The following is a 24940-nucleotide window of genomic DNA, read 5'->3' as shown; positions in this document are numbered from 1 at the left end:
TTACTCTCTATTTGTTATTTTTAAGCCACTGTGAAGCGCAATGTGCAAGACAAGCTGCTCCGATCGGGCAAACATCCTCATTAAACTGTGCTTTCGGATGATGTGCCGGATACTGTCCTCTTTCATCCAGATATCCTGCTGACAGATACATAAATGTACTTGGAACCTTTTCAGCGATCACTGCGAAATCTTCAGAAGCACTTGCAGAAATTCCCGGATATGGTGTAAGTCCCGGAATTCCAAGCTCCTGCATATATCCAACCACTTCATCGGTAAGCTTCGGATTGCAGATCAGCGGAGGAACTTCTGAGATCATCTCAATATCAACGGTTCCGTTATATACAGCTGCTGTCTTTTCAGCGACTTCTTTCATTCTGCGAACCAGAAGTTCTCTTGCTTCCGGCTTGTTGGTGCGGATCGTTCCCTGGAGAACAGCCGTCTCAGGAATGATGTTTGCTGCAGTTCCGCCTGCAAACTGTCCGATTGTAAGTACGCAGGAATGGGTCGGATCACTTTCTCTCGCGATCAGTTCCTGCAATGCAAGATGGATATGAACTCCGATGTTGATCGGGTCAACTCCTACATGTGGATAAGCACCATGGGATCCTTTTCCATGGATAGTGATCTTAAATCCATCTACAGAATACATCATCGTATCCTTATCGTTGTACATAAAAAGTCCGATCGGCATTTTTCCCGGTGATACATGGTATGCAAGTGCTGCATCAACCGGAGGATTCTCAAGAATACCATTCTCGATCATATTCTTGCTTCCTTCAAAAGTTTCTTCTGCCGGCTGGAACATGAATTTGATAGTTCCTTCCAGTGTATCTTCTTTTTCTTTCAGCATCTTTGCTGCTGTAAGAAGCATTGCGGCATGGAAATCATGTCCGCATGCATGTGCTTCTTTTCCTGTAGGACATGCAAATTCTTCTCCGCTTTCTTCCGGCATCGGAAGTGCATCCATATCTGCTCTCAGAAGAAGAACCTTTCCCCCTTTGCCGAGTGTAGCTGTTACCCCGTAGCCACAATCCTTCGGCTCAAGTCCGTATTCTGTCAGCTTTTCCATAACATAAGCTTTGGTCTTTGGAAGATCCAGACCAGTTTCAGCATTTTTGTGGATGTGTCTGCGGTTTGCAATTGTTTCATCCTTTAATTCCAATGCTCTTTCATAGTAATTCATACTAAGCCCTCCTTTAACTTTGTTCCTGCCATTTACATTAAAAATACTGTTCTACTTTTAGAATATTTACAGAATATTTTTATTTGTTTTTGGAACATTTACAGAATAGTTATCATGATTACATAATACCAACTTCTAAAATTTTAGTCAATAATATTACAGAATATTCTTGATTTTCGTTGTTTTTACCTATTTAATCGTTATTTTTTTAATTTTCAGAATATTATGGTTGATTTATGGAAGATAATTTTATATGATACTTTTTGAGAGGTGAATGAAAATGAGAAGAAAAATTGTGGCTATTACCAGCCAGTACTTAAAGGAACCTGTCTCGCAGATCGTCTCAGAACTAAAACTAAACTGCGACATCCAGGTGGTTTCCTACAACAAATTTGACACAATATCAGAAGTTTACGATTCTTACGCCGGGGACACTGACGGATTTCTTATCAGTGGTAAGATCGCAAAAGCTGCCATTGAGTCAACTGCGCACGCTTATAACCGTCCGATTGTATCCTTTGAAATTGATACAGCCGGTCTGTACCGTGCTCTTTTGAATCTGCTGATTTCCAACCGGGATCTGGATATGGACCGGATTATTCTGGATTTCCTGATTCCGATCGACGGCGGCTGTACTGCAACCGCTTTCCTTAAGGAGCTGGACATTGATACAGTTCCACCGCATATTAACAACTGGACCAAGGCACTGACCCGCACCAGTATCAGTACGATTGAAAATCATGTCCTTTCAGAGCTGATCCGTATGTGGAACAACAATGAAATGGATATGGTTCTCTGTCAGTACAGTAATATCCTGCCGGAGCTTCGTGCGCACGGGATCCCGACAATCTATCCTCTGCCAAGTGTCAGCCATATCCGGGATCTTGCAAATGAACTTCTGTCCACGATCGAGCTGGAGCACATGCGTTCCAACCTTCCGGTTATCATCAATATATCTCCCCGTAGTTCGACAGATAACACACCGGAAAATATCCAGCAGATCTATGTTTGTATGGAAGATTTCTTTAAAAAGAATCTGATGAATTGTATCCCTCAGGAAGTGGATAATCACTGCAGTGCCTTGACCACTGTGGAAATGCTGCAACATATTACGCACAATAACAAGGTCTGCGAACTGAATGAATTTCTCACCGACAAACTGCATTTTGAATGTGCTGTAGGATACGGAATCGGGGCAAATTTTGACAATGCGATCCGTAATTCCGTAAATGCCCGCAAAGAGGCTGTTCAGTTTGGAAAAAGTTTTATCCAGAATGAAAACGGGGATATGATCGGACCTCTTGGTTCATCCGACCGGAGAGTAATCCAGAATCAGTATGTGCAGAATCTTGGAAAGATTGCAAAGCAGTGTAATCTTTCACCGGTTACGATCAAGAAAGTCCTTGCCAGTACGCATGCTGCCGGATCAAATAAGATTACAACGCATGAGCTTGCCGAGAGGATGGGAAGTACAGTGAGAAATGCGAACCGGATCATTCAAAATTTGGAAAATGGTGGAGTTGCGAGGCTCGCATATACGCAGACGACCAATGCGAAGGGACGGCCGGTTAAGGTGTATGAGTTGGATTTTAATTTCTAAAGATATTTTTAAGTATGCAAATTTATAGGTTGTGACGGCAACGAAGCAAAATAATTCCCCTCAGATTCTTTGTGCAAACCATTCCGATGAACCGCTTAGAGCGGGAATCGTGTTCAGCAGAAGCTTCCACGATTCCTGCGTTTCATCTCCATTGCACAAAAATTGAATCTGAGGGGAATTATTTTGCTTCGTTGCCGCTTACATTTATTGGTTGCAGATCTACTTATTGTTTCAACTTGTTATCTTATTTTTTCCGTAAATGCAAAGATCATAAATATTATTATTTTTGATGACTGCTTTTTTCATTGTGCCTTCAAGTATAAAGTTGTTCTTTTCCAGTACTTTTCTGGAGGCAATATTAGGTTCGTATACCAGCCCTGTGATTCGGATGATGTCTAATTTTTCAAAAGCTGTTTCACAGATTTGTCTTACTGCTTCTGTCATGATTCCTTTTGAGTATTCTTCTGGTAATAAATAATATCCTATTTCAGCATCTTTTCGATAGACATCTTCTTTTTGTTCAACTGATATTGTTCCTATTATTTTGCCATCAACAATAATTTCTCGAAATATACCCGTTTTTCCCTCATTTTCTTTTACCACATTTAACCACCATTCCGCTGATTCATTTGTATATGGATTTGGTAATCTATCTGATAAATAGTTTCTATCTATAGTATTACATATTCTTATAAGGGATTCTTTATCTTCAATACTCCATTTTTTTAATTCAATTTTCATTTTCCACACCTCACTCATACTTTACATTTCTATATATCATAGCATTAGAAAATGATACTGTCATTCTTTTTTGTATTTTATTCAAGAAACTTTTATTCAAGAAACACTTATTAGCGTATAAAAAAACCTCCCGGAACTGCTTCCGAGAGGGCTTTACAGGGGATGACAGAATCGAACTGCCGCTAAGAGTTTTGGAGACTCCTGTCATACCATTTGACCAATCCCCTATTTGATTTTATGATCTAAAAAAGACCACTTGTTATTTATAGCACAGTGGTCTTTTTTTGTCAATGAATTATTTTAGTTTTTCGCATTTTTTCGCATTTTGACGGATTTCATTAAGATGCAGGATTCTCTGGTTGCGGCTTCCGCGGAATTCCAGGGTGAGATCTTTTTCGGCTTCGATGAATTCGCCGTCCACGAGGGTGTCGATGCAATCGAGCATCTGATCCGTGTATTCGGTGTAGACTTTTCCGCCGGGGATGAGATCTACATCATAGAGGTATCCGGTGTAGCACCAGACATTTTTCTCCGGGTAGCTTTCTTTGATCTTTTGCAGGAGTCCTGCGAGTTCTTTCTGGTTCTCTGGCTCGAAGGGTTCGCCGCCGAGGAGGGAAAATCCCTGGATATATGCCGGTTTGAGTGCTTCGAGGATCTGTGCTTCAACTTCTTTGGTGTATGGATTGCCGTAATTGAAATCCCAGGTTTCGGAATTGAAGCATCCTTTGCAGTGATGTCGGCATCCGGACACAAAAAGGCTGACCCTGACGCCGGTTCCATTTGCGATATCGTAATTTTTGATTGTTCCGTAATTCATATCTTCATACTTTCCTTTTTCTCATCATGGCAGGACTACTCTGCTGTCCATTCTTACTCTTCTTACAATTATAGCAAATCACGCCCGAAAATCAACTATTATTGTCCTCCGGTAAAGCACGACTCCAACCACTCCGGCGGTCTTTGGACTCCTCCAAACGCTGTAATCAGTGCTGCTACGATCTGACCACATACGGTCTCCCAGGCAGCTGTTTTCTTGCAAAAATAATATTAGCGTTTTACAGCCAGATCCATTATACTATACTTATAAACACCCAAAATGTAAAAGGCAGATCAAGCCAATGGTAGGAAAACTATTTTAACTGCCCCCACAAGCAAAGGAGGGATTCTCATGACGAAAAAAGCAACACCAAAAATTTATTTTATTCTGTTACTTTTGTTTATTCTGCTTACTGGCTGCTCAGGCAAAAAGGCATCTGAATCAGCCGTAAATCCGGAAGCCGAAGCAGTAATCAATGCAATGTTTACCGCGCCAAATGAAGAATTATACTCTCCGGATGCTTCTACCGTAATCGGTGAAAATAATGATGCAAATTCTGATGATGCTTTCGCCAATTCTGAGAAAATTCTTGAGAACTGGAACAAGCTTGTAGGAAAATATTTTGAAAGCAGTCGATTAGAATATTTTGTTTCAACCTATGGTCAGACCTATCTGTCAGAGGCAGCTGTTAATAATACCAAAATAGCTGTAAAAGATATTTCGCTTGACTCCAAAACAGATGATTCCGAAACTGTTCTTGTGACTTTTTCGGTCGATAAGAAAGAAATAGTCCAAAAGATATATTTTTCTTATGACCAGGATGGTTTGATCAAAGACGTTTATCCACTTAACTTTAAATAACTTGTCCTAAATAAAAGACACGGCTTCTTTGAACGAAAGCCGTGTCCTTTATTATATCTTCTCACTTTTTTTCAAAAATATTTCCATCCTTACAGATGCAACACCCTGTCCTTAATCTCCTGGGTTCTTCCCTGATTCCAGAACTGGGTTCCGATATATCCGCAGGTTCTTCTCGCCACAAAAAGCTTGTCCTGGTCACGGTTGCCACAGTTCGGGCATTCCCATACCAGCTTTCCGGTCTCGTCCTCGATGATCTTGATCTCTCCGTCATAACCGCAGACTTCGCAGAAATCACTCTTGGTATTCAACTCTGCATACATGATATTCTCATAAATGTACTGTAATACGGAAAGCACTGCCGGAATATTGGTCTGCATATTCGGCACTTCGATATAGCTGATCGCCCCGCCCGGTGAAAGCTTCTGAAATTCCGATTCAAATTTCAGCTTACTGAATGCATCGATCTCTTCGGTAACATGTACATGATAGCTGTTCGTAATATAGTTCTTATCTGTAACGCCCGGAATGATTCCGAAACGCTTCTGCAGACATTTTGCGAACTTGTATGTGGTAGATTCCATCGGTGTTCCGTATACGGAATAGCTGATATTTTCTGCCTCTTTCCATTCTTTACATTTATCGTTCAGACGCTGCATAACTGACAGTGCAAATGGCTTTGCTTCCGGATCTGTATGGGATTTGCCAAGCATCCGCATACACATCTCATAAAGTCCCGCATAGCCAAGGGAAATGGTTGAATATCCATCAAATAACAGCTTGTCGATGGTCTCTCCCTTTTTCAGACGGGCAAGCGCCCCGTTCTGCCACAGGATCGGTGCAACATCTGAAACGGTTCCGAGAAGGCGTTCGTGTCTGCATCTGAGTGCTCTGTGACAAAGCTCCAGTCTCTCGTCCAGAATCTCCCAGAAACGTTCCATATTGCCTTCTGATGAACATGCCACATCCACCAGGTTGATCGTCACAACCCCCTGGTTGAAACGTCCGTAGAACTTATGGCTTCCGTCTGCATTTCTCTGGGAATCTTCTACGGTAAGGAATGAGCGGCATCCCATGCACGGATAAACATCTCCATCTTTCAGTTCTTTCATGATCTTTGCAGAAATATAATCCGGCACCATACGCTTTGCGGTACATTTTGCAGCCAGCTCAGTCAGATACCAGTATTTGGAATCTTCGGTAATATTATCTTCATCCAGTACATAGATCAGCTTCGGAAACGCCGGTGTGATCCATACTCCCTTTTCATTCTTAACACCCTGCATACGCTGCTTCATCACTTCTTCGATGATCATCGCAAGGTCATCCCTGGTTCTTCCTTCCGGGACCTCATCCAGATACATGAAAACAGTTACGAAAGGTGCCTGTCCATTACAGGTCATCAGTGTGATCAGCTGATACTGGATTGTCTGGATTCCGCTCTGTACTTCGGTACGAAGCCTTCTCTCTGTGATCTTGTCGATGATCGCATCATCCAGAACCTCTCCGGATTCCATTCTTTCTTCAATGACACTCTTGCGGAGCTTCTGACGGCTTACATCTACGAATGGTGCAAGATGTGACAGAGTAAATGACTGTCCGCCATACTGGTTACTTGCAACCTGTGCAACGATCTGTGTGGTCACATTACACGCGGTAAAGAAACTATGTGGTTTCTCGATCATCGTCTCACTGATGACAGTTCCGTTCTGGAGCATATCCTCCAGGTTGATCAGATCACAGTTGTGCTCTTTCTGTGCAAAATAGTCCATATCATGAAAATGAATGATTCCTTCTTCGTGTGCACGGACGATTTCTTCCGGAAGAAGGACTCTCCTGGTAAGGTCCTTGCTGACCTCTCCTGCCATGTAATCTCTCTGTGTAGAATTGATCACAGGATTCTTATTGGAGTTCTCCTGCTTTACTTCCTCGTTCATATGATCGATCAATGCAAGGATTCCGTTATCCGTTGTATTCGACTTTCTGGTTAATTCTCTCTTATAGCGATAGCGGACATACTTCTGGGCAACCTCATAACCACGCATCTCCATAATGCCGGTCTCAACCATATCCTGGATGTCCTCCACATTCACTGCATGCGTAAATTCCTCTGCCTGCTGTGCAATCTTCTCCGCAATTGCAATGATCTGAAAGTCATTCATCTTGTGGATGTTCTCAACCTCTTCATTCGCTTTTTTGATCGCATTCACAATCTTCTCCAGCCGGAAGTCTACTTCCTCACCGTTTCTTTTGATTACTCTCGTTTTTACTTCCAAACCCATCCCAACTTTCTCCTAACTTTGTTCCATCGCTCTACAAAATATAGTGTCACTTTTAAGTTTCTCCACTATATTTTGCGCTCTGTAGTATATGATACCCCATATTCATGAAAATGAAAAGGGGGATTTTTGTTTTTTTTATGTTATTTTTTTATCTTGCCATTTTCCAGATTCGGTCTTAAAAATTCTTCCTTTGCATACTCCCAGATTGCTTCTGAGCCCTTTGCCGTATTCTGGTTACGGTTCAGGATCTGTTCAATATGAACATCATGTTCCTCCCATGCTTTGCCGTCTGTAGCCGCATTTAACATGATCGGCTGGATATTGTCCATCGTCCGGGCAAACCTCGACTCAGCAGTCTCCTGTGCCTCAAATTCCTCCCAGAGCGTCCGAAATTCCTTTCCCTGCTTTACCGGAAGAAGTCCGAAAATCCGGTCCGCAGCCTTCACTTCCCGTTCCTTCTGCGTCTTCTTCGCATCCTCATCATAGGCATAGGTATCCCCTGCATCAATTTCTACAATATCATGGATCAAAAGCATCGTTACTGTCTTAAGAACATCAATCTTCTCATTGGAATATCCCGCAAGCAGAACCGTCATGATCGCCATATGCCACGCATGCTCCGCGTCATTCTCCTTACGCACCCCATCCGTCAGATATGTCTGCCTCCCAATAAATTTTTCCTTGTCAATCTCCCGAAAGAAATTAAATAATTGCGTAAGCTCCTCTTTTTCCACGTTTTTGCTCCTTCTATGATGAAATACACTCTATTTGAACACCTCAAAATCCTGTTTCTCAGTACACGCACACTGTTATATATTCTACCACAAACTACCCTGTATCGGAACTTTTATTTTGTAAAAGATTGTACCATTTTTCCCAATAAATTTTGTCAAAAATTCCATCTGGACAAATTCGCTTTTTTGTACTCTCAAACTCATCCCACCATCATCCTAATCCTATCCAACAAACTTATTCCCCTTCCGACCTGACAATCTTACAGCCCTCTCCAATAAATTCACGTCCTCACCGCATCCATTTCTCCCCAAATAAATTTATCCTTCCAAACCAACTAATAAACTTCTTTGCTTCATCCTTCCGCCAGCACCTTTGAGTGACAAATTTTTAAAAAGAGAATGCTTCCATTCAACTTGTTGTGCAATGGAGATGAAACTCAAAAATTGTGGAAGCCTCTGCTGACACAATTTTCGCTTTCAGAGGTTCATCGAAATGGTTTGCACAACCTGAATGGAAGCATTCTCTTTTTAAAAATTTGTCTACACAACTTACATTTCCGGATACATGATGCTAAAAAGCGCGCAACCCTTATCAGATTACGCGCTTCCACATAAATTTGTTTCCTGTTTACCATTCTTTTCGCTTTGACACCTTCAACCGGTTCATCGCCCTCGAAAGCGAAGCCTGTGTCCGGTAATATTCCTGTATACTCTGTTTCTGGCGAAGCCTTTCTTCTGCATACTCCTTCTGCTCCTGGGCATGTCTTGCATCAATGTCTTCCGGTTTTTCCGCTGTCTGCACCAGCATGGTCACACGGTTGTTAACAATCTCAAGAAAACCGGTTCCCACAGCGACATCTACCCATTCGCCTTCTTCAAACTGAAGTTTTGTATCACCGATTGCAACAGCGATCACCATATTTTCATGATGAGGAAGGATCTCCATTCCACCGCCGTCCGGTACCGGCACGATCATCTTTCTGCAGCGTCCTTCATAGAATACCCGGTCACTGGAAATGATTTTAAGTCCAAATGTATCCATATCCGGCACCTCTATTCTGCTTTTTCAGCCTTTGCCTTCTCGATGACTTCATCAATCGTTCCTACATTGAAGAATGCATTCTCCGGATACTCATCCATTTCTCCGTCGAGGATCATTTTAAATCCACGGATCGTCTCTTTCAGAGGTACATATTTTCCCGGAACTCCGGTAAATGTCTCTGCAACGAAGAATGGCTGGGAGAGGAATTTCTGAATCTTTCTTGCTCTCATAACCGTTGCCTTGTCTTCATCGGAAAGCTCTTCCATACCAAGAATTGCGATGATATCCTGCAGCTCTTTGTATTTCTGCAGAACCTCTGTTACACGGTTTGCAACTTCATAATGCTCTTCTCCGACAATATCCGCCTCCAGAATACGGGAGTTAGATTCCAGTGGATCAACTGCCGGGTAAATTCCCTGTTCAACAACCTTACGGGAGAGTACGGTTGTTGCATCCAGATGAGCAAATGTAGTTGCCGGAGCCGGGTCTGTAAGGTCATCGGCAGGTACATAAACAGCCTGTACGGATGTGACAGAACCATTCTTTGTAGATGCGATCCTCTCCTGCAGTTCACCCATTTCAGTTGCCAGTGTCGGCTGATAACCTACGGCTGATGGCATACGTCCAAGAAGTGCGGATACTTCGGAACCTGCCTGTGTAAAACGGAAAATATTATCAATGAAAAGAAGCACATTCTGATGTTCTTTATCACGGAAATATTCAGCCATCGTAAGTCCTGTCTCAGCGACACGCATACGTGCTCCAGGTGGTTCATTCATCTGACCAAACACTAAGGCTGTCTTATCCAGAACTCCGGATGCTTTCATTTCTGTCCAGAGGTCATTACCTTCACGGGAACGTTCTCCAACACCGGTAAAGATGGAATATCCGCCGTGCTCTGTGGCTACGTTACGGATCAGTTCCTGGATCAGTACAGTCTTACCTACACCGGCACCACCGAACAGACCGATCTTACCACCCTTTGCATAAGGTGCAAGCAGGTCGATAACCTTGATCCCTGTTTCCAGGATTTCTACAACCGGACTCTGGTCTTCAAATGACGGCGGATCTCTGTGGATCACCCAGTGTTCGGTATCTTCTTTTATTTCTTCACCATTATCGATGGTCTCTCCAAGTACGTTGAACAGACGTCCAAGTGTCTGCTCTCCAACCGGTACTTTAATTCCAGAACCGGTAGCGGTTACTTCCATGTCCTTGCAAAGGCCTTCACTTGCTGCCAGCATCAGACAACGAACCTCATCATTTCCCAGATGCTGCGCAACTTCCATAATACAGGTTTTTCCGTTGTTCTCCACCTGCAGGGCATCTTTGATACGCGGCAGATTTCCGTCCTCAAATACAACGTCAACAACTGGTCCCATGACCTGTACAATACGTCCTTTATTCATACCTGTTTTCACTTCCTTTTCCGTTTCTGGGCTTTGGCACCTGCACAAACCTCAGTAATTTCCTGTGTGATCGCAGCCTGCCTTGCCCTGTTATATATAATAGAAAGATCTTTAATGATTTCCTGCGCGCTGTCTGTTGCTGATTGCATTGCTGTCATTCGCGCATTATGTTCACTTGCATATGCCTCTACCAGACATCCATAGATCATACCAACCACATAGTTCGGTACGATACTGTCCAGAACTGCTTCAGCTGATGGATAAAGTGCGATCGCTTCACGATGGATATTGATCGGCATCTTCATCTCATTGAAAGAAGATCTTTCAAGTGGAAGGATCTTCATCTTCTCAACCATTGTCAGCATGGAATTTTCCATTCGGGTATAAACGATATATACCTCATCCAGCTCACCCTCGCGGAACTGTGAAAAGATCTCTTCTGCAATATCTCTCGCTCTATGCATTGTAGGTTTCTGAACTGTATAGAGAAAATTCGTATCAATTTTCACACCTTTATTCGCATAATAATGTCTTCCAAGTTCACCGACCACGAATAATTTATGTTCCCCGGGCTCTTTCAGCAGCTCATCCTCTACTTTTACAATATTATGATTATACGCTCCAGCAAGTCCTTTATCTGCAGTAATAACGATTGAACCTATTTTTCGTTTCTCTTTCGGAATCTCTTCTCTCTTATCAAAATAGAGATGTTCGATTTCCGGTATATGACGCAGGATTCTGGAAATCTCTCCCTGCAGTCCGTAAAAATACGGTTCTGACTCTGCCAGCTTTTTCTTCGCCTGTCTCATCTTGGTAGATGAGATCATATACATGGCGTTTGTGATCTTCATTGTATCTTTTACACTGTTGATCCGAGTCTGTATTTCTCTGATATTTGCCATATTAACACCTGCTGTCTTTGAATTCCTTCGCTACTTCCACGATCTTTGCAGCCAGTTCATCGGACAGAGCCTTTGTCTGCTCAATCTCTTCACTGATTTCCGGATGAACTGTTGCAAAATAATTCAGCATATCCATCTGGAATTTCTTGACTTCTTTTGTATCAATACCGAGCAGTACTTTATTTCTTGCTGCACATAAGGTAATGACCATCTCATGCATGGACATTGGATGTCCAAGTGGCTGTTTCAGAAGTTCCATCAGACCGGATCCATATTCCAGCTGTTCCTTTGTTGCTGCATCCAGATCGGAACTGAACTGTGTAAAGACTTCCATCTCACGATACTGTGCAAGATCGATACGGATACTTCCGGCTGCCTTCTTCATTGCCTTTGTCTGTGCTGCACCACCAACACGGGATACGGAAAGACCTACGTTAACCGCCGGTCTCATTCCTGAGAAGAACAGATCACTTTCCAGGAAGATCTGTCCGTCTGTAATGGAAATGACGTTGGTCGGAATGTATGCAGATACATCTCCTGCCTGTGTCTCGATGATCGGAAGTGCTGTGATCGAACCGCCTCCCATTTCATCACTTAAACGGCTTGATCTCTCAAGCAGTCTTGAATGAAGATAGAAAACATCTCCGGGATAAGCTTCACGTCCCGGTGAACGTCCAAGAAGCAGGGACAGCGCACGGTATGCAACTGCGTGCTTTGAAAGATCATCGTAAACGATCAGGACATCTTTTCCTTTGTGCATGAAATGTTCTGCAATAGCGGTTCCTGCATAAGGTGCAATATACTGAAGCGGTGCACAGTCACTTGCTGTTGATGCTACTACGATGGTGTAATCCATTGCGCCGCCGTTTTTAAAGGTATTGACAACCTTTGCGATCGTTGATGCTTTCTGACCGATCGCTACATAGATACAGATGACATCCTTGCCCTTCTGATTCAAAATCGTGTCTGTAGCAATGGAAGTCTTTCCTGTCTGACGGTCTCCGATGATCAACTCTCTCTGTCCACGTCCAATCGGGAACATAGAATCGATAGAAAGGATTCCTGTTTCCATTGGAACGCTGACGGATTTACGGTCTACAATTCCAGGTGCTTCATTTTCAATCGGTCTGTAATCTTCTGCTTCGATTTCTCCGGCTCCATCAATCGGAGCTCCAAGTGCATTTACGACACGTCCGATAAATTTATCGCCAACCGGTACTCCGGCTTTCTTTTTGGTACGCATTACTTTCGTACCTTCTTTAATATCAACATCTGATCCGAACAAAATACAGCCGATGGTGTCTTTCTGAATATCCTGAACCATACCTTTCAGTCCATTTTCAAATGTCACGATTTCTCCGTACATTGCATGTTCTATTCCATAGATATTTGCAATTCCGTCACCGACAGAGACAACCGTTCCAACCTCGCTGTCTTTACTGATCTGATCAAAATTCTCTATTTCATTTTTCAGAATAGAAATAATTTCTTCTGAACTTATTGAACTCACCTTGTTCACCTCCAGGTCAATTTTTGCTCCAATCTCGATAATCTTCCTTTCAGACTCCAGTCATATTCATCATCACCGGTCTTTAAGATAAATCCGCCAAGTAATGCCGGATCTTTGACTATCTCGATCTTCACATCTGTCTTATGGTACTTCTCGCAAAGAAATTCTCTGATTTTCTCAAGCCGCTTTTCATCTGGTGCTTCCACGCAGGTAAGCGTTGCCATCTGGATCCCTTCCTGCTTCTTGCTATATTTGTCATACGCAAAAAGGATCTGGGCGATTTCGCTCATTCGCTGATTACGGCATACAACTTTGAGAAAATTTCTTATCTCCTGCGGAAAAATCCTGTCTATCGAACTTAATTTCTCCTGCATCGGTACCACCGGACTTGCAAATGTTTCTTCAAGAACCGGTACTTCTTCAAAAAGCTTTTCTGTCTGTTTTACTGCTTCTTTTGGAATCTCAAGTTCATATAAAACACGTGCATACTGTTTTGCCGAAGGGCTACAGCAATACTCTTTATTTAACCTCTTCATTGACATGAGCATCACCTGCACCTTTCAGAAACTGATCATATATATCCTGATTTCCTTTTGTGTCATCCACAATCTTACGTGCTGCCTGCATTGCCAGTCCTGCGATCTCACTTTGCAGATCATTCATGGTCTGTTTGCGTTCATTTTCAATCGTCTCTCTGGCATCTTTCAGGATTCCTACGGCTTCCGTATTGGCTTCCTGAAGGATACGCTCTGATTCTCCGGCTGCAGTTTTCTTAGCTTTTTCCACGATCTGAATGGATTCTGCCTTTGCTCCTTCCAGAGCCTTTTCGTATTCCGCTTTCAGTCTGGCAGCTTCTTCCTGACTATCACTGGCATTCTTCAGTCCGTCAGCGATCAGTTTTTCACGTTTTTCCATTATTCCCATTACCGGCTTGAATAAGAATTTTTTCAGCAAAAGATAAAAGACAATCAGGTTGATGATCGTAAAGAGAAGGCTTACATTAAACTGTATCACCTGTCCCACCTGCCTTTCTTTATTTTACTTTTCTTATTTCAGCATTAAGATGATAAGAAGTCCGATAATGAAACCATAAATAGCTGTTGCCTCTGCAAGTGCACAACCAAGGATCAGGTTCTTGCTGATCTTGCTTTCTGCTTCTGGCTGTCTTGCGATTGCATCTACTGCTTTACCTGTTGCAAGGCTGATTCCAAGTCCTGCTCCTAAACCTGTTAAAACTGCTACTGCTGCTCCAATTGCTACTAACATAATCTTGATCTCCTTTTTTCTTATAGATTTTTGTTTTTTCTGTTATTTTTGGGTTATTCCTGCTCCTCATTCATGAAAAGTGCTGTCAGGAATACGAATACATATGCCTGCAGGAATCCATCGAAAATATCAAAGTAAAAACTAAATGGTATCGGGATAAGAACCGGAGCCACTGCTTTTAAAAGCTCCATGATAACAAACGCTCCCAATACATTACCGAACAGACGCATGCAAAGTGATAATGGTCTGATCACAATCTCCAGAACCATAATTGGTGCTACGAATGGTACCGGCTTTGCAAAATGCGCCGCCCAGTGTTTAAATCCATTCTTCCGGATTCCGGAAAATTCAATCAGGCACATACTCATGATCGCAAGTGCTGCTGTTACATTGAGGTCTTTTGTCGGTGACTTAAATCCGAACAGACCAATGATATTGGCTATCCCAATATAGATAAGCACTGTAATCAGATACGGAATATATTTCCTGTTTTCTTTTCCCATGATGTCTTCAAAGAAGTCCAGTCCTTTTCCTATTGCGGATTCCAATAAAAGCTGAACCTTCCCCGGATTTTCGACACTTAAGTTCCGGACAAATATGATACAAAGTCCTACAATAACCGCCATGATGATCCAGGTAACTACAACCGACTCTTTTACCGGTATCCCACCGAACAGCGGAATGGTAAAAACGGTCTCACAGTTCAGCTCTTCTAACAGAGTCTCTGTTAAATGTTCCGTATCGCTCCCTCCCTTTCTTTTTATTCTTATTTATAGTGATTTTTAGAGTGTCCTCTAAAAGTCATGCTTATATTACGCTCACACTTTTTCTTTGTCAATATTTTCAGCTTTTGTAGATTGTACAGTAAAAAAACCAATTTTTTTATCTATTTTCACCATTTCTATCGGTTTTTCTTTTGCTTTCTTTAGCTGTTTTCACTTCCATTTTTTGACACTTTTTTTAGTTTGTAGCATTTGAGATTCCTTTTTGACGGATTTTATGCTTTTGTACGATTAAATTTTTGGCGTTTTTTCACAATTATTTTCTTTTGTTTTTATGCACTCTGTATAGTAACTATGTCGATTATATATATCTGGAGGGATGATTATTTTGTTTTGGGAAGTGAAGAATTGATTTGAACTTGCGGAAGTTAAAATGAATCCCTTTCTCCTGGATCTTAGGTTGATTGAGAATTGTGGAAACCCAAATTAGATCAATATATTTTGCTTATAATGTTGATTGGAATCTGCGGATATCAAAATTAGATCAATGTATTTTGCTTAGAATGTTGATTAGAATCTGCGGATATCAAAATTAGATCAATGTATTTTGCTTAGAATGTTGATTAGAATCTGCGGATATTTAAAATAGATCAAGGATTCCAACCTATATTATTGATTAAAATCTGTAGAACTCTAAAATGAGTCAATGATTCCAACCAATATAGTTGATTGAAATCTATAGAAATCTAAACCAGGTCAAAGATTTCAACAAATAACGTTGATTAGAAATTGCAGAAATCTAAAATAGATCAACAACAAGCTGCACTTGGTCCATTAGATACGAAAAAAGGACCCAAACTGAGTCCTTCAAATTACAGGGGATGACAGAATCGAACTGCCGCTAAGAGTTTTGGAGACTCCTGTCATACCATTTGACCAATCCCCTATATGAAATTGTTGATTGCTGAAGCAACCATGAACTATAATAGCACAATGGCTGCTTCCTGTCAATCATTTATTCAATATTTCCTTTGCGCAACTTTGCGCATAATTTCTTCGCGTAGGTCTCACTTACAGATTGCCCCTGCTGATCTGATCGATCTTTGTCAGCTCTTCCCGGGTGAACTTCATATTATGTACGATTTCCACATTCTGGATAATCTGCTCTGGTCTGGACGCTCCGATCAGCACACTGGTCACATCCTCATCTTTCAGGATCCAGCTCAGTGCCATCTGTGCAAGAGACTGTCCTCTCTCATCTGCCAGTTTGTTCAGTGCCTCAATCTGTGCCAGCTTTTCTGCCGTCAGCGCATCGGCATGCAGGAATCTTCCATCGGTAGCGATCCTGCTGTCTGATGGAATTCCGTGCAGATACTTGTCTGTCAGAAGCCCCTGTGCCAGCGGACTAAATGCAATGATTCCTTTGCCCATCTGGTTCGCCGTCTTTTTCAGGCCGTTCTGTTCAATCGTCCGGTCAAAAATGGAATACCGGTTCTGGTTAATGACAAACGGACATTTCAGATCTTCCAGAATCTCCGCTGCACGTACCATTGTCGGACCATCATAATTAGAAATTCCGACATAAAGTGCCTTTCCACTCTTTACGATGGAATCCAGTGCACCCATCGTTTCTTCCAGTGGAGTATTCGGATCCATTCTGTGATGATAGAAGATATCTACATAATCCAGTCCCATTCTCTTCAGGCTCTGATCAAGGCTTGCGATCAGATACTTCCTGCTTCCCCAGTTCCCGTAAGGTCCCGGCCACATATCATAGCCTGCCTTGGTACTGATGATCATCTCGTCCCTGTATGGTGCAAAATCTTCCTTTAAAATCTTTCCAAAATTCGTCTCAGCACTTCCGTATTCCGGTCCATAGTTATTCGCAAGATCAAAATGGGTGATTCCCAAATCAAATGCTGTCCTCAACATTGCCTTCATATTCTCCGGATCCGCATTGGTTCCAAAATTATGCCAGAGTCCTAAAGAAACTGCCGGCAGCAAAAGCCCACTTTTCCCACAACGGTTATATACCATGGTATCATATCTCTCAGATGATGCTGTATACATAATTCATTTCCTCCTTCATTATCTCTGAAATGAAACTTTACTATTTCTTTTACAGATTTCTCCTACCAGATATGATACCTTTTTCCTGCATAAATGTCCAGTAAATCCCGTCCTCTGCCCTTTTTTCTGCCGGAAAACGGGATTCTTTCTGTAACCGACAATCAGAAATTACATCTGTCTCAGAAGATTTACCATTTCGATTGCAGAAAGTGCACAATCATATCCCTTATTTCCACCTTTACTTCCGGCTCTTGAAATTGCCTGTTCGATATTTTCAGTCGTGATCACACCAAATAATACCGGAACGCCTGTCGCAAGACCTACCTGTGCAATTCCTTTTGACACCTCATTGCAGACATAATCATAGTGAGTTGTGTCTCCACGGATCACTGCTCCGACGCAGATCACTGCATCATACTTTCCGGACGCTGCCATTTTAGAAGCTGCTGTCGGAATCTCAAATGCTCCAGGTACCCATGCAGCCGTTATGTTTTCATCCTCCACGCCATGGCGTACCAGCCCGTCTACCGCACCACCAAGTAGTTTATTGACAATAATCTCATTAAATCTTGAAGCAACAATTCCTACTTTCATTCCTTCTGGTGCTACTACTTTTCCTTCTAATACGTTGATCTGTCTCATGTTTTTTTCCTCCTGTAATTAAAGTGTTTCTTCTATATAAATACTGTTTATTCTCTTTTTACTGAAATTTGATTTCTTTAAAGATATGTCCCATCTTTTCCTGCTTCGTCTTCATATAAAATGCATCAAATTTCTGCGGTGCTATTTCAATCGGTACTCTCTCATGGATTGCAAGCCCGAAACCGGAAAGTCCATATACCTTCTCCGGATTATTAGTAAGAAGCCGGAGTGATTTTACTCCCAGATCCGATAAAATCTGAGCCCCTACCCAGTATTCCCTGAGATCCGGTGCAAATCCCAGACGGATGTTGGCTTCCACGGTATCGTATCCCTGTTCCTGAAGTTCATACGCTTTCAGCTTGTTGATCAGACCGATTCCTCTTCCCTCCTGTCGCATATACAGAAGAACTCCTCTTCCTTCTCTCTCAATCTGCTGCATCGCCGACTGCAGCTGCTTTCCACAATCGCAGCGGAGAGATCCGAAAGTATCGCCGGTCAGGCACTCGGAATGTACACGGCACAGAACGTCTTCCCCATCACCAATCTCACCTTTCACCAGTGCCACATGATGTTCACCGGTAATGTCATTCACATACCCATAGATCTGAAATTCTCCATACTGGGTCGGCATCTTTGCACATGCTTCCCGCACGACATGTTTTTCATGGATCCTGCAGTAATCCTGCAGATCTTTGATCGTAATAAATTTCAGGTCATACTTCTTCGCCAGCTTCCAGAGATTCTCTGTCCGCATCATCGTTCCGTCCTCTTCCATGATCTCACAGCAGATTCCACATTCTTTCAATCCGGCAAGACGCATCAGATCAACCGTTGCCTCGGTATGACCATTTCTTACCAGCACACCTCCATGTCTTGCCACCAACGGAAATACATGCCCCGGTCTTCGAAGATCCTTCGGTTTCGTTCCTTCTTCTGTCAGGCTGCGCATGGTATATCCGCGCTCTTCTGCTGAAATTCCCGTTGTCGTATCCACATGGTCGACGGATACCGTAAATGCAGTCGAATGGTTATCTGTATTTTCGGAGACCATCTGTGGAAGCCCAAGCTGTCCGGCTAGCGCTGCACTCATCGGTGTGCAGATCAGCCCTTTCGCATGGCATGCCATAAAATTGATATTCTCCTGAGTTGCAAATTCCGCCGCGCAGATCATATCCCCTTCATTTTCCCGGTCCGGATCATCCGTTACCAGAACGATCCTTCCCTGGCGCAATTCTTCAAGTGCCTCTTCTACGCTATTGTATTGATACTGTTTCTCCATTTGTTACTTCCTCCTGTACGATCATAACTCATTTTTATCCTGTTCTTCTGTGTGCTCTCCATTCCAATCCAGAAATTTCTTCGCATCAAATTCCATACTCCTCTAATAATTCCATGGTAAGTCCGCTACATTTTCCTGCCTGTTCCGATGGTGTAAGAAACTTTTTAATATACTTCCCTACAATATCATTTTCCAGATTCACCCTGTCCCCAGCTTTTTTCTTCAGCAGTGTGGTTTCCTCTCCGGTATGAGGAATGACTGATACCTGAAAGCTTTTTTCACTTACTTCTGCCACGGTCAGACTGATCCCGTCAATACAGATTGAACCTTTTTCTACGATCAGTTCCAGAATCTCCGGCGTTGTCCGGATTTTTACCCATACTGCATTTTCTTCCTTTCTGAGTTCCTCAATCATTCCGGTCCCATCAATATGCCCTGCAACGATATGTCCACCGAATCTGCCATCTGCCGCCATCGCGCGTTCCAGATTCACTTTTTCACCGATCTTTGTGTCACCGAGGTTGGTTCTTCGCACCGTCTCCGCCATCACATCTGCGGTAAATCCATCCTTTTCCAGGGAAACCACCGTCAGGCAGACACCATTTACCGCAATACTGTCTCCGATCCTGGTTCCACCGAGTACTTTTTTTGCCCGGATCGCAATCTTCCCGGATGATCCAGAAAGTTGGAGTGACCGGATGGATCCGGTTTCTTCTACAATTCCTGTAAACATTTAAATTTCCTCCAAAACCTTATACTCTGCCAGAATGTCTTCTCCAACCTGCGAGATTCTCATAAGCTGTAGCTTTATGGCATCGTCTACTTTCTCAACTCCAAAGCCTTCCACCGGAGTCTTGCCGCCTCTTCCGCCAAAAATTTTCGGTGCGATAAAGGCTTTCACCTCATTTACGATACCGGATTGCAGGGCATCCTCATTTAGAGTTCCACCGCCTTCAATAAGTACACTGTCAATTCCAAGCTCTCCAAGCTTTCTCATCAGAAGCTGCAGATTGATCTCCCCCTTTTCCGAAGGAACTCTGAGAAGCACGACTCCAAGCTTTTCCAGACTGCGTTTTTTCTCTTCTAAATAAATCGCATTCCCCTTTTCACCGGCATATGCAACGATCGTCCGGTATCTCCCTGCTGTCTGGCAGATCTGACTGTCCAGCGGGATCCTGAGCATACTGTCACAGATAATTCGGACCGGACTTTTCTTTCCCTCCAGGCGCACATTCAGCATCGGATCGTCTGCCAGAACCGTTCCGATTCCTGCCATGATCCCCATGTAGTCATGGCGCATCTCATGTACCAGACTTCTTGCTTCCTCACCGGATATCCATTTTGATGCTCCTGTTTTTGTCGCAATCTTTCCGTCTGCCGTCATTGCATATTTCATCACCACATATGGCAGCCCTGTTGTAATATAGTGGAAAAAGACCGGATTTAATGCATCACATTCTTCGCGCAGGAAATCCTCTTCCACCTGGACGCCTGCCTCGCGCAAAATCTTTGCTCCTTTTCCGGACACTTTCGGATTCGGATCTCTCGATCCGATCACAACCCGTGCGATCTTCTGTTCCAGAATCGCTTCCGTACACGGTGGGGTCTTCCCATAATGGCAGCACGGCTCCAGCGTCACATAAATTGTTGCTCCCTCGGCGCTTTCTGTCAGGGATGCGATTGCGTTCCGTTCTGCATGAAGCTCACCACATTTTTCGTGATACCCTTCCCCGATAATGGTTCCATTCTTTACGATCACGGCACCAACCATCGGGTTTGGATTTGTCCATCCACGTCCTTTTTTTGCCAGTTCAATTGCACGGCGCATGTAAAATTCATCTGTCATTTTTTCTCCTTTCTCATCTCTCCCGGAAAAGCCCCGGGAAATGTACTCTGCTAAACATTTCAGGTATGTTACCGGATACGTCTCTTTTCAAAAAAATGTGCTTTTGCATATAGGAAAAGCCCTGACAGATTCTCTTACCTGTCAGGGCTTTCTTTCTCAGTTATATCGCTGTACACTCTGTCATACTTCTCAGAAATACCATTTTCTTATCGAATCCGGACCCGGCATTTTATTTTCCGAAAATAAAAACTCTGGAATGATTCTCATTCCAGAGCGTTTTACTTTTTATTCCTGCATATATGATAGAATCCGCTTTTATCAGCAACGATTCAACTTCTTCCATCCAGACTTTACTGTCGGCACTGGAATCTCACCAGTTCATGCCTTACGGCTCGCGGGCTTTACCGCCGGTGGGGAATTTCGCCCCGCCCTGAAGCATTATTTGGTTTTACAAAATTTACTATAGCACCTTAACGCAGTAATTGCAAGATTATTTTTTCGACAAACCCGTATGTTTATGCTATTCTTATATGGAGATATCAGAATCGGCTTATTACCATGGCTGGTACAGATGGTTATTTCATTTAATCTGGCTTTAAGAAAGACGAGGAATTCAAAAACATGTTTCGTAAATTTTTTAAATACATTTCACAAAGTATTTCCGGAATGATCGGTGTCTCCGTCTACATTCTGGCAGATACCTTTTTTATCTCTTACAAATGTGGCGCAGACGGACTTGCTGTCCTGAATCTGATCCTTCCGGTATTCGGACTGGTCTTCGCGATCGGATCTATGATCGGGATTGGCTCCGCCACCAGATACAATATCAGTACCGCAAAAGGCGCACCGGCCGATTATTATTTTACCCAGTCCATCTTCTGGTGTCTGGTATGCAGCATTCCTTTTATGCTGACAGGTATTTTTATTCCGCATAAGGCACTGGCACTTTTGGGCGCGGACGCAGGACTGATCCGGCTTGGACGCAGCTATATGCGTATCGTCCTGCTCTTCACCCCGTTTTTTATGGCAAATTATACCTTCACAGCATTTGCAAGAAACGATCACGCTACCTCAATTGCTATGATCGGATCGATCTCCGGAAGTTTTTTCAACATTCTGTTCGACTATATTTTCATGTTCCCGTTAGATCTTGGATTTACCGGTGCTGCACTTGCAACTGCACTTTCGCCAGTGGTGACTATGCTGGTATGTACGACCCACTATCTGGGAAAGAATAACCATGTAAAATTCCACTGGCGCATCCCTTCCCTTCACCGGATCATCGGGTGCTGCCAGCTTGGTGTTTCTGCATTTTTTGCTGAAATTTCTTCCGCTGTCATTACGATTATATTTAACATGCTGATCCTGCGTTTCGCCGGAAATATCGGGATCGCAGCCTACGGCGTAGTTGCAAATATTTCACTGGTCGCAATGGCGATCCTAAACGGTCTCGCCCAGGGTGCACAGCCGCTGATCAGCCAGAGTTACGGAAAGGGCGAACATCATCTCGTCCGTAAATTTCTCAACTGGTCTCTTGCTGCAGCACTTCTGATCGAGCTTGTGATCGTTGCACTGATCTACGGATTTACGGATACCTTCGTCGGAATCTTTAACAGCGAACATAATCTCCAGCTGCTTGCTTACGCCCATACCGGTCTCAGGCTTTATTTCCTGGGCTTTTTAGTTGCCGGTATCAATATTGTGCTGGTTGCCTATTTTTCCGCAATCGACCGGGCACGTCCTGCCGTCCTTGGTTCTGTCATGCGCGGCATTATCGCAATTGCTTTCTGTGCGATCCTGTTCTCACAGATCCTGGGGCTGAATGGAATCTGGCTTTCCTTCTTAGGATCAGAAATCATCACATTTTTTGTGATTCTGATTTTCCGGAAATCCTGATTTTGTAATTGACAATTTTTCTTTTATCATGTATATTTTAATTATAGTAATTATTCTTATTATTGAGTTTTAAAAGTCAGGAGGAATGTCATATGGATAAAAAAGCACTTTACAATTTATCTTATGGAGTATTTATGCTTGCAACACGCTCTGGGAATGTAGTAAACGGATGTATTACCAACACCTGCATCCAGGTTGCGAATAATCCGGTACGGATCGCAATCTCTGTGCTGAATAGCAACTATACCTGTGATCTGATCAAAGAGAGCGGCATTTTTACGTTAAGCCTGCTTGACCAGACCTGCTCTTTTGAAACGATCCGGCATTTCGGTTTCCAGTCCGGCAGAGATGTTGATAAATTCGCAAATATTACTGCACCGGCAGATGAAAATGCAGTTCCTTACCTCGGATGGCAGGCATGTTCTGTCCTCAGCGCAAGAGTAGTTTCCAGACAGGATCTTGGAACACATACCCTTTTTATTGCTGAAGTAACCGATGCGAAACTTTTAAGTGACAATCCGCCTCTGACTTACGCAGATTATCAGGCACATATAAAGCCAAAACCGGAACAGAAAAAAGAGGATAAGAAGATTATCGGATGGCGCTGTAAGATCTGCAATTATGTATATGAAGGAAGCAATTTTCCGGAAGAATTCACCTGCCCGCTCTGTGGACACGGCGCAGATGATTTCGAACCAATTTATGAAACTGCATAGCCTTATGCAAAATATCACTACTTTGAAGTATATGCAGAGGCTGTCAGGAAATTGACGTTTTTAAAAGAGGGAGTGTATGACTTGAGTTTAAGTCACACACTCCCTTTTCCAAATCTCCTGTTTTCCGATATTCTTTTTTCTAAAATACCATCAGTTTATAAATATTTTCCACATCTTTCTGATCAAGAGTTGCAAATCCTTCCACTGTACCAGTATTTACATCCCCATAACAACAGGTATGTGCCAGCTTTTCAATATCTTCTTCTTTGGCTCCAAGCTCTGCAAAATTCTTTGGCATTCCAATCGAAATTAAAAAGTTTCGAAGTGCCTCAATTCCTTCCAGTGCCGTTCTCTTTGGATCTGCAAAATCCATCTGACAGCCCCAGACACGGACTGCAGCCTGTGCAAAACGCATCACATTGTGTTCCAGTGTATAAGTAAATACAGCCGGCATAACAACCGCAAGCCCTGCACCGTGTGCGCAGTCATATAATGCAGATAATTCGTGCTCAATATTATGGCTTGTCCAGTCCTGTGTACGTCCTACTCCGCAGGAATTGTTGTGCGCCATCATACCTGCCCACATGATATTTGCTCTTGCCTGATAATTATCCGGATCTGCAATGACTCTCGGTCCTTCATGGATCATCGTCAGAAGAAGTCCTTCGATCATACGGTCTGTCACCTCTACTTCTTCGGTATTGGTCAGATAACGCTCATACAGATGTGCCATAATATCCGTAATTCCGCAAGCTGTCTGATATGCCGGAAGTGTCTGTGTAAGTGCCGGGTTCATGATCGTGAATTTCGGACGGAATGCTTCTCCGGTTGCCCCTCTTTTGAACATTCCTTCTTCTTTTGTAATAACAGAGTCCGGTGATCCTTCACTTCCTGCAGCTGAAATCGTAATAACTGTTCCGATCGGAAGTGCTTCTTCGACAAGCTTTCCTTCATAATAATCCCAGAAATCTCCATCGTATACTGCACCTGCCGCAATCGCCTTTGCGGAATCAATGGTACTTCCGCCTCCGACTGCAAGTACAAAGTCTACTTTTTCTTTCCGGCACAGATCAATTCCTTCATATACAAGACCACTTCTCGGATTTGGCTTTACGCCTCCTAATTCTACATAAGAAATTCCTTCCCCGTCCAGAGATTTTTTAACACGGTCCAAAAGTCCGGAACGAATGACAGAACCTCCGCCATAATGGAGCAGTACACGGTTGCCGCCAAAACGTTTTACATACTTTCCGGTATCATTTTCAGTATCCTTACCAAAAGCAAAATAAGTCGGTGCATAAAATGTGAAATTTTCCATCTTTTATTTCCTTCTTTCCTCTTATGATTTTCTGCTAATTTTTAGTATAAATCCTTTTTGGGGACTTCGCAAGATGACATAGAAGATATTATTCTCTTCCTGCTCTT

Annotated in this window: 23 protein-coding genes, 2 tRNA genes and 1 riboswitch; of the genes, 4 read left to right on the top strand and 21 right to left on the bottom strand. The window is 42.9% G+C overall.

All coding sequences use genetic code 11. The features are described from left to right. Nucleotides 1-7 precede the first annotated feature (7 nt). Nucleotides 8-1183, bottom strand: a complete 1176-nt coding sequence (locus ACYQ5K_RS06390; RefSeq protein WP_173689460.1) for a M20 family metallopeptidase — start codon at nucleotides 1181-1183, stop codon at nucleotides 8-10. 280 nt (nucleotides 1184-1463) lie between these two features. On the opposite strand from ACYQ5K_RS06390, the gene ACYQ5K_RS06385 reads away from it, so the two are divergent. Then, a complete protein-coding gene (locus tag ACYQ5K_RS06385; RefSeq protein WP_178025616.1) occupies nucleotides 1464-2783 on the top strand; it encodes a hypothetical protein in 1320 nt (439 codons plus the stop codon). A gap of 231 nt (nucleotides 2784-3014) precedes the next feature. On the opposite strand, the gene ACYQ5K_RS06380 is transcribed toward ACYQ5K_RS06385, so the two are convergent. From ACYQ5K_RS06380 to nrdG, 3 genes are all read right to left on the bottom strand, one after another. Continuing rightward, on the bottom strand, nucleotides 3015-3524 hold the full coding sequence (locus tag ACYQ5K_RS06380; RefSeq protein ID WP_195231383.1) for a GNAT family N-acetyltransferase: 510 nt from the start codon (nucleotides 3522-3524) through the stop codon (nucleotides 3015-3017). Nucleotides 3525-3680: 156 nt separating this feature from the next. Then, nucleotides 3681-3751: transfer RNA gene (locus ACYQ5K_RS06375), tRNA-Trp, on the bottom strand. A gap of 68 nt (nucleotides 3752-3819) precedes the next feature. Continuing rightward, nucleotides 3820-4341, bottom strand: coding sequence for an anaerobic ribonucleoside-triphosphate reductase activating protein (nrdG, locus tag ACYQ5K_RS06370; RefSeq protein WP_173689457.1), 522 nt, complete (start codon nucleotides 4339-4341; stop codon nucleotides 3820-3822). Between the two features lie 351 nt (nucleotides 4342-4692). Here nrdG and ACYQ5K_RS06365 point away from each other — a divergent pair, with 351 nt between their 5' ends. Then, nucleotides 4693-5202: a hypothetical protein gene (locus ACYQ5K_RS06365; protein WP_173689456.1), complete on the top strand. Its 510-nt coding sequence runs from the start codon at nucleotides 4693-4695 to the stop codon at nucleotides 5200-5202. Between the two features lie 89 nt (nucleotides 5203-5291). Here the strand turns inward: ACYQ5K_RS06365 and nrdD are convergent, their stop codons facing one another. From nrdD to ribD, 16 genes are all read right to left on the bottom strand, one after another. After that, on the bottom strand, nucleotides 5292-7481 hold the full coding sequence (gene nrdD, locus ACYQ5K_RS06360) for an anaerobic ribonucleoside-triphosphate reductase (protein ID WP_173689455.1): 2190 nt from the start codon (nucleotides 7479-7481) through the stop codon (nucleotides 5292-5294). A gap of 140 nt (nucleotides 7482-7621) precedes the next feature. Further along, entirely contained in the window at nucleotides 7622-8215 is a 594-nt protein-coding gene (locus tag ACYQ5K_RS06355) for an HD domain-containing protein (RefSeq protein ID WP_173689454.1), read from the bottom strand. Nucleotides 8216-8843: 628 nt separating this feature from the next. Beyond that, the gene (atpC, locus tag ACYQ5K_RS06350) at nucleotides 8844-9257 is read right to left on the bottom strand and encodes an ATP synthase F1 subunit epsilon (RefSeq protein ID WP_173689453.1); all 414 of its coding nucleotides are present in this window, start codon (nucleotides 9255-9257) and stop codon (nucleotides 8844-8846) included. A gap of 11 nt (nucleotides 9258-9268) precedes the next feature. Next, on the bottom strand, nucleotides 9269-10666 hold the full coding sequence (gene atpD, locus ACYQ5K_RS06345) for a F0F1 ATP synthase subunit beta (RefSeq protein ID WP_117556895.1): 1398 nt from the start codon (nucleotides 10664-10666) through the stop codon (nucleotides 9269-9271). Nucleotides 10667-10674: 8 nt separating this feature from the next. Beyond that, the gene (gene atpG, locus ACYQ5K_RS06340) at nucleotides 10675-11568 is read right to left on the bottom strand and encodes an ATP synthase F1 subunit gamma (protein ID WP_459777381.1); all 894 of its coding nucleotides are present in this window, start codon (nucleotides 11566-11568) and stop codon (nucleotides 10675-10677) included. 1 nt (nucleotide 11569) lies between these two features. Continuing rightward, nucleotides 11570-13078, bottom strand: coding sequence for a F0F1 ATP synthase subunit alpha (gene atpA, locus ACYQ5K_RS06335; RefSeq protein ID WP_173689451.1), 1509 nt, complete (start codon nucleotides 13076-13078; stop codon nucleotides 11570-11572). 5 nt (nucleotides 13079-13083) lie between these two features. After that, complete coding sequence (gene atpH, locus ACYQ5K_RS06330; protein WP_330586113.1) at nucleotides 13084-13614, bottom strand: ATP synthase F1 subunit delta; 531 nt, start codon at nucleotides 13612-13614, stop codon at nucleotides 13084-13086. After that, complete coding sequence (gene atpF / locus ACYQ5K_RS06325) at nucleotides 13598-14092, bottom strand: F0F1 ATP synthase subunit B (RefSeq protein WP_178025460.1); 495 nt, start codon at nucleotides 14090-14092, stop codon at nucleotides 13598-13600. Before atpF ends, atpH begins: the two co-directional genes overlap by 17 nt. Before the next feature lie 33 nt (nucleotides 14093-14125). Further along, on the bottom strand, nucleotides 14126-14344 hold the full coding sequence (atpE, locus tag ACYQ5K_RS06320; protein WP_008374373.1) for an ATP synthase F0 subunit C: 219 nt from the start codon (nucleotides 14342-14344) through the stop codon (nucleotides 14126-14128). 53 nt (nucleotides 14345-14397) lie between these two features. Next, nucleotides 14398-15063, bottom strand: a complete 666-nt coding sequence (locus ACYQ5K_RS06315; protein ID WP_179963166.1) for a F0F1 ATP synthase subunit A — start codon at nucleotides 15061-15063, stop codon at nucleotides 14398-14400. An 878-nt stretch (nucleotides 15064-15941) separates the two neighbouring features. Beyond that, nucleotides 15942-16012: transfer RNA gene (locus tag ACYQ5K_RS06310), tRNA-Trp, on the bottom strand. A gap of 125 nt (nucleotides 16013-16137) precedes the next feature. After that, a complete protein-coding gene (gene mgrA, locus ACYQ5K_RS06305) occupies nucleotides 16138-17136 on the bottom strand; it encodes an L-glyceraldehyde 3-phosphate reductase (protein WP_179963165.1) in 999 nt (332 codons plus the stop codon). Between the two features lie 168 nt (nucleotides 17137-17304). Next, complete coding sequence (gene ribH / locus ACYQ5K_RS06300) at nucleotides 17305-17778, bottom strand: 6,7-dimethyl-8-ribityllumazine synthase (protein ID WP_008374369.1); 474 nt, start codon at nucleotides 17776-17778, stop codon at nucleotides 17305-17307. A gap of 58 nt (nucleotides 17779-17836) precedes the next feature. After that, complete coding sequence (locus ACYQ5K_RS06295; protein ID WP_459777380.1) at nucleotides 17837-19057, bottom strand: bifunctional 3,4-dihydroxy-2-butanone-4-phosphate synthase/GTP cyclohydrolase II; 1221 nt, start codon at nucleotides 19055-19057, stop codon at nucleotides 17837-17839. An 85-nt stretch (nucleotides 19058-19142) separates the two neighbouring features. Beyond that, the gene (ribE, locus tag ACYQ5K_RS06290) at nucleotides 19143-19790 is read right to left on the bottom strand and encodes a riboflavin synthase (protein ID WP_195231396.1); all 648 of its coding nucleotides are present in this window, start codon (nucleotides 19788-19790) and stop codon (nucleotides 19143-19145) included. Then, nucleotides 19791-20903: a bifunctional diaminohydroxyphosphoribosylaminopyrimidine deaminase/5-amino-6-(5-phosphoribosylamino)uracil reductase RibD gene (gene ribD / locus ACYQ5K_RS06285; protein WP_459777379.1), complete on the bottom strand. Its 1113-nt coding sequence runs from the start codon at nucleotides 20901-20903 to the stop codon at nucleotides 19791-19793. 327 nt (nucleotides 20904-21230) lie between these two features. Then, nucleotides 21231-21345: riboswitch (FMN riboswitch) on the bottom strand. 179 nt (nucleotides 21346-21524) lie between these two features. Here ribD and ACYQ5K_RS06280 point away from each other — a divergent pair. Both ACYQ5K_RS06280 and ACYQ5K_RS06275 read left to right on the top strand, forming a co-directional pair. Then, nucleotides 21525-22799 (top strand): MATE family efflux transporter, encoded by a 1275-nt coding sequence (locus ACYQ5K_RS06280; RefSeq protein WP_195231398.1) that lies wholly within the window; start codon nucleotides 21525-21527, stop codon nucleotides 22797-22799. Nucleotides 22800-22891: 92 nt separating this feature from the next. Further along, nucleotides 22892-23515 carry a flavin reductase gene (locus ACYQ5K_RS06275; RefSeq protein WP_195231400.1) on the top strand — a complete coding sequence of 208 codons (624 nt, stop codon included), beginning with the start codon at nucleotides 22892-22894 and terminating at the stop codon, nucleotides 23513-23515. Nucleotides 23516-23654: 139 nt separating this feature from the next. Here ACYQ5K_RS06275 and ACYQ5K_RS06270 read toward each other — a convergent pair whose 3' ends face one another. Then, a complete protein-coding gene (locus tag ACYQ5K_RS06270; RefSeq protein WP_195231402.1) occupies nucleotides 23655-24833 on the bottom strand; it encodes an iron-containing alcohol dehydrogenase in 1179 nt (392 codons plus the stop codon). Nucleotides 24834-24940 lie beyond the last annotated feature (107 nt).

This window comes from Allocoprococcus similis, from assembly GCF_054660775.1.
The sequence above is the reverse complement of the archived record's forward strand: the minus strand, read 5'-3'. Positions and strand labels throughout refer to the sequence as shown.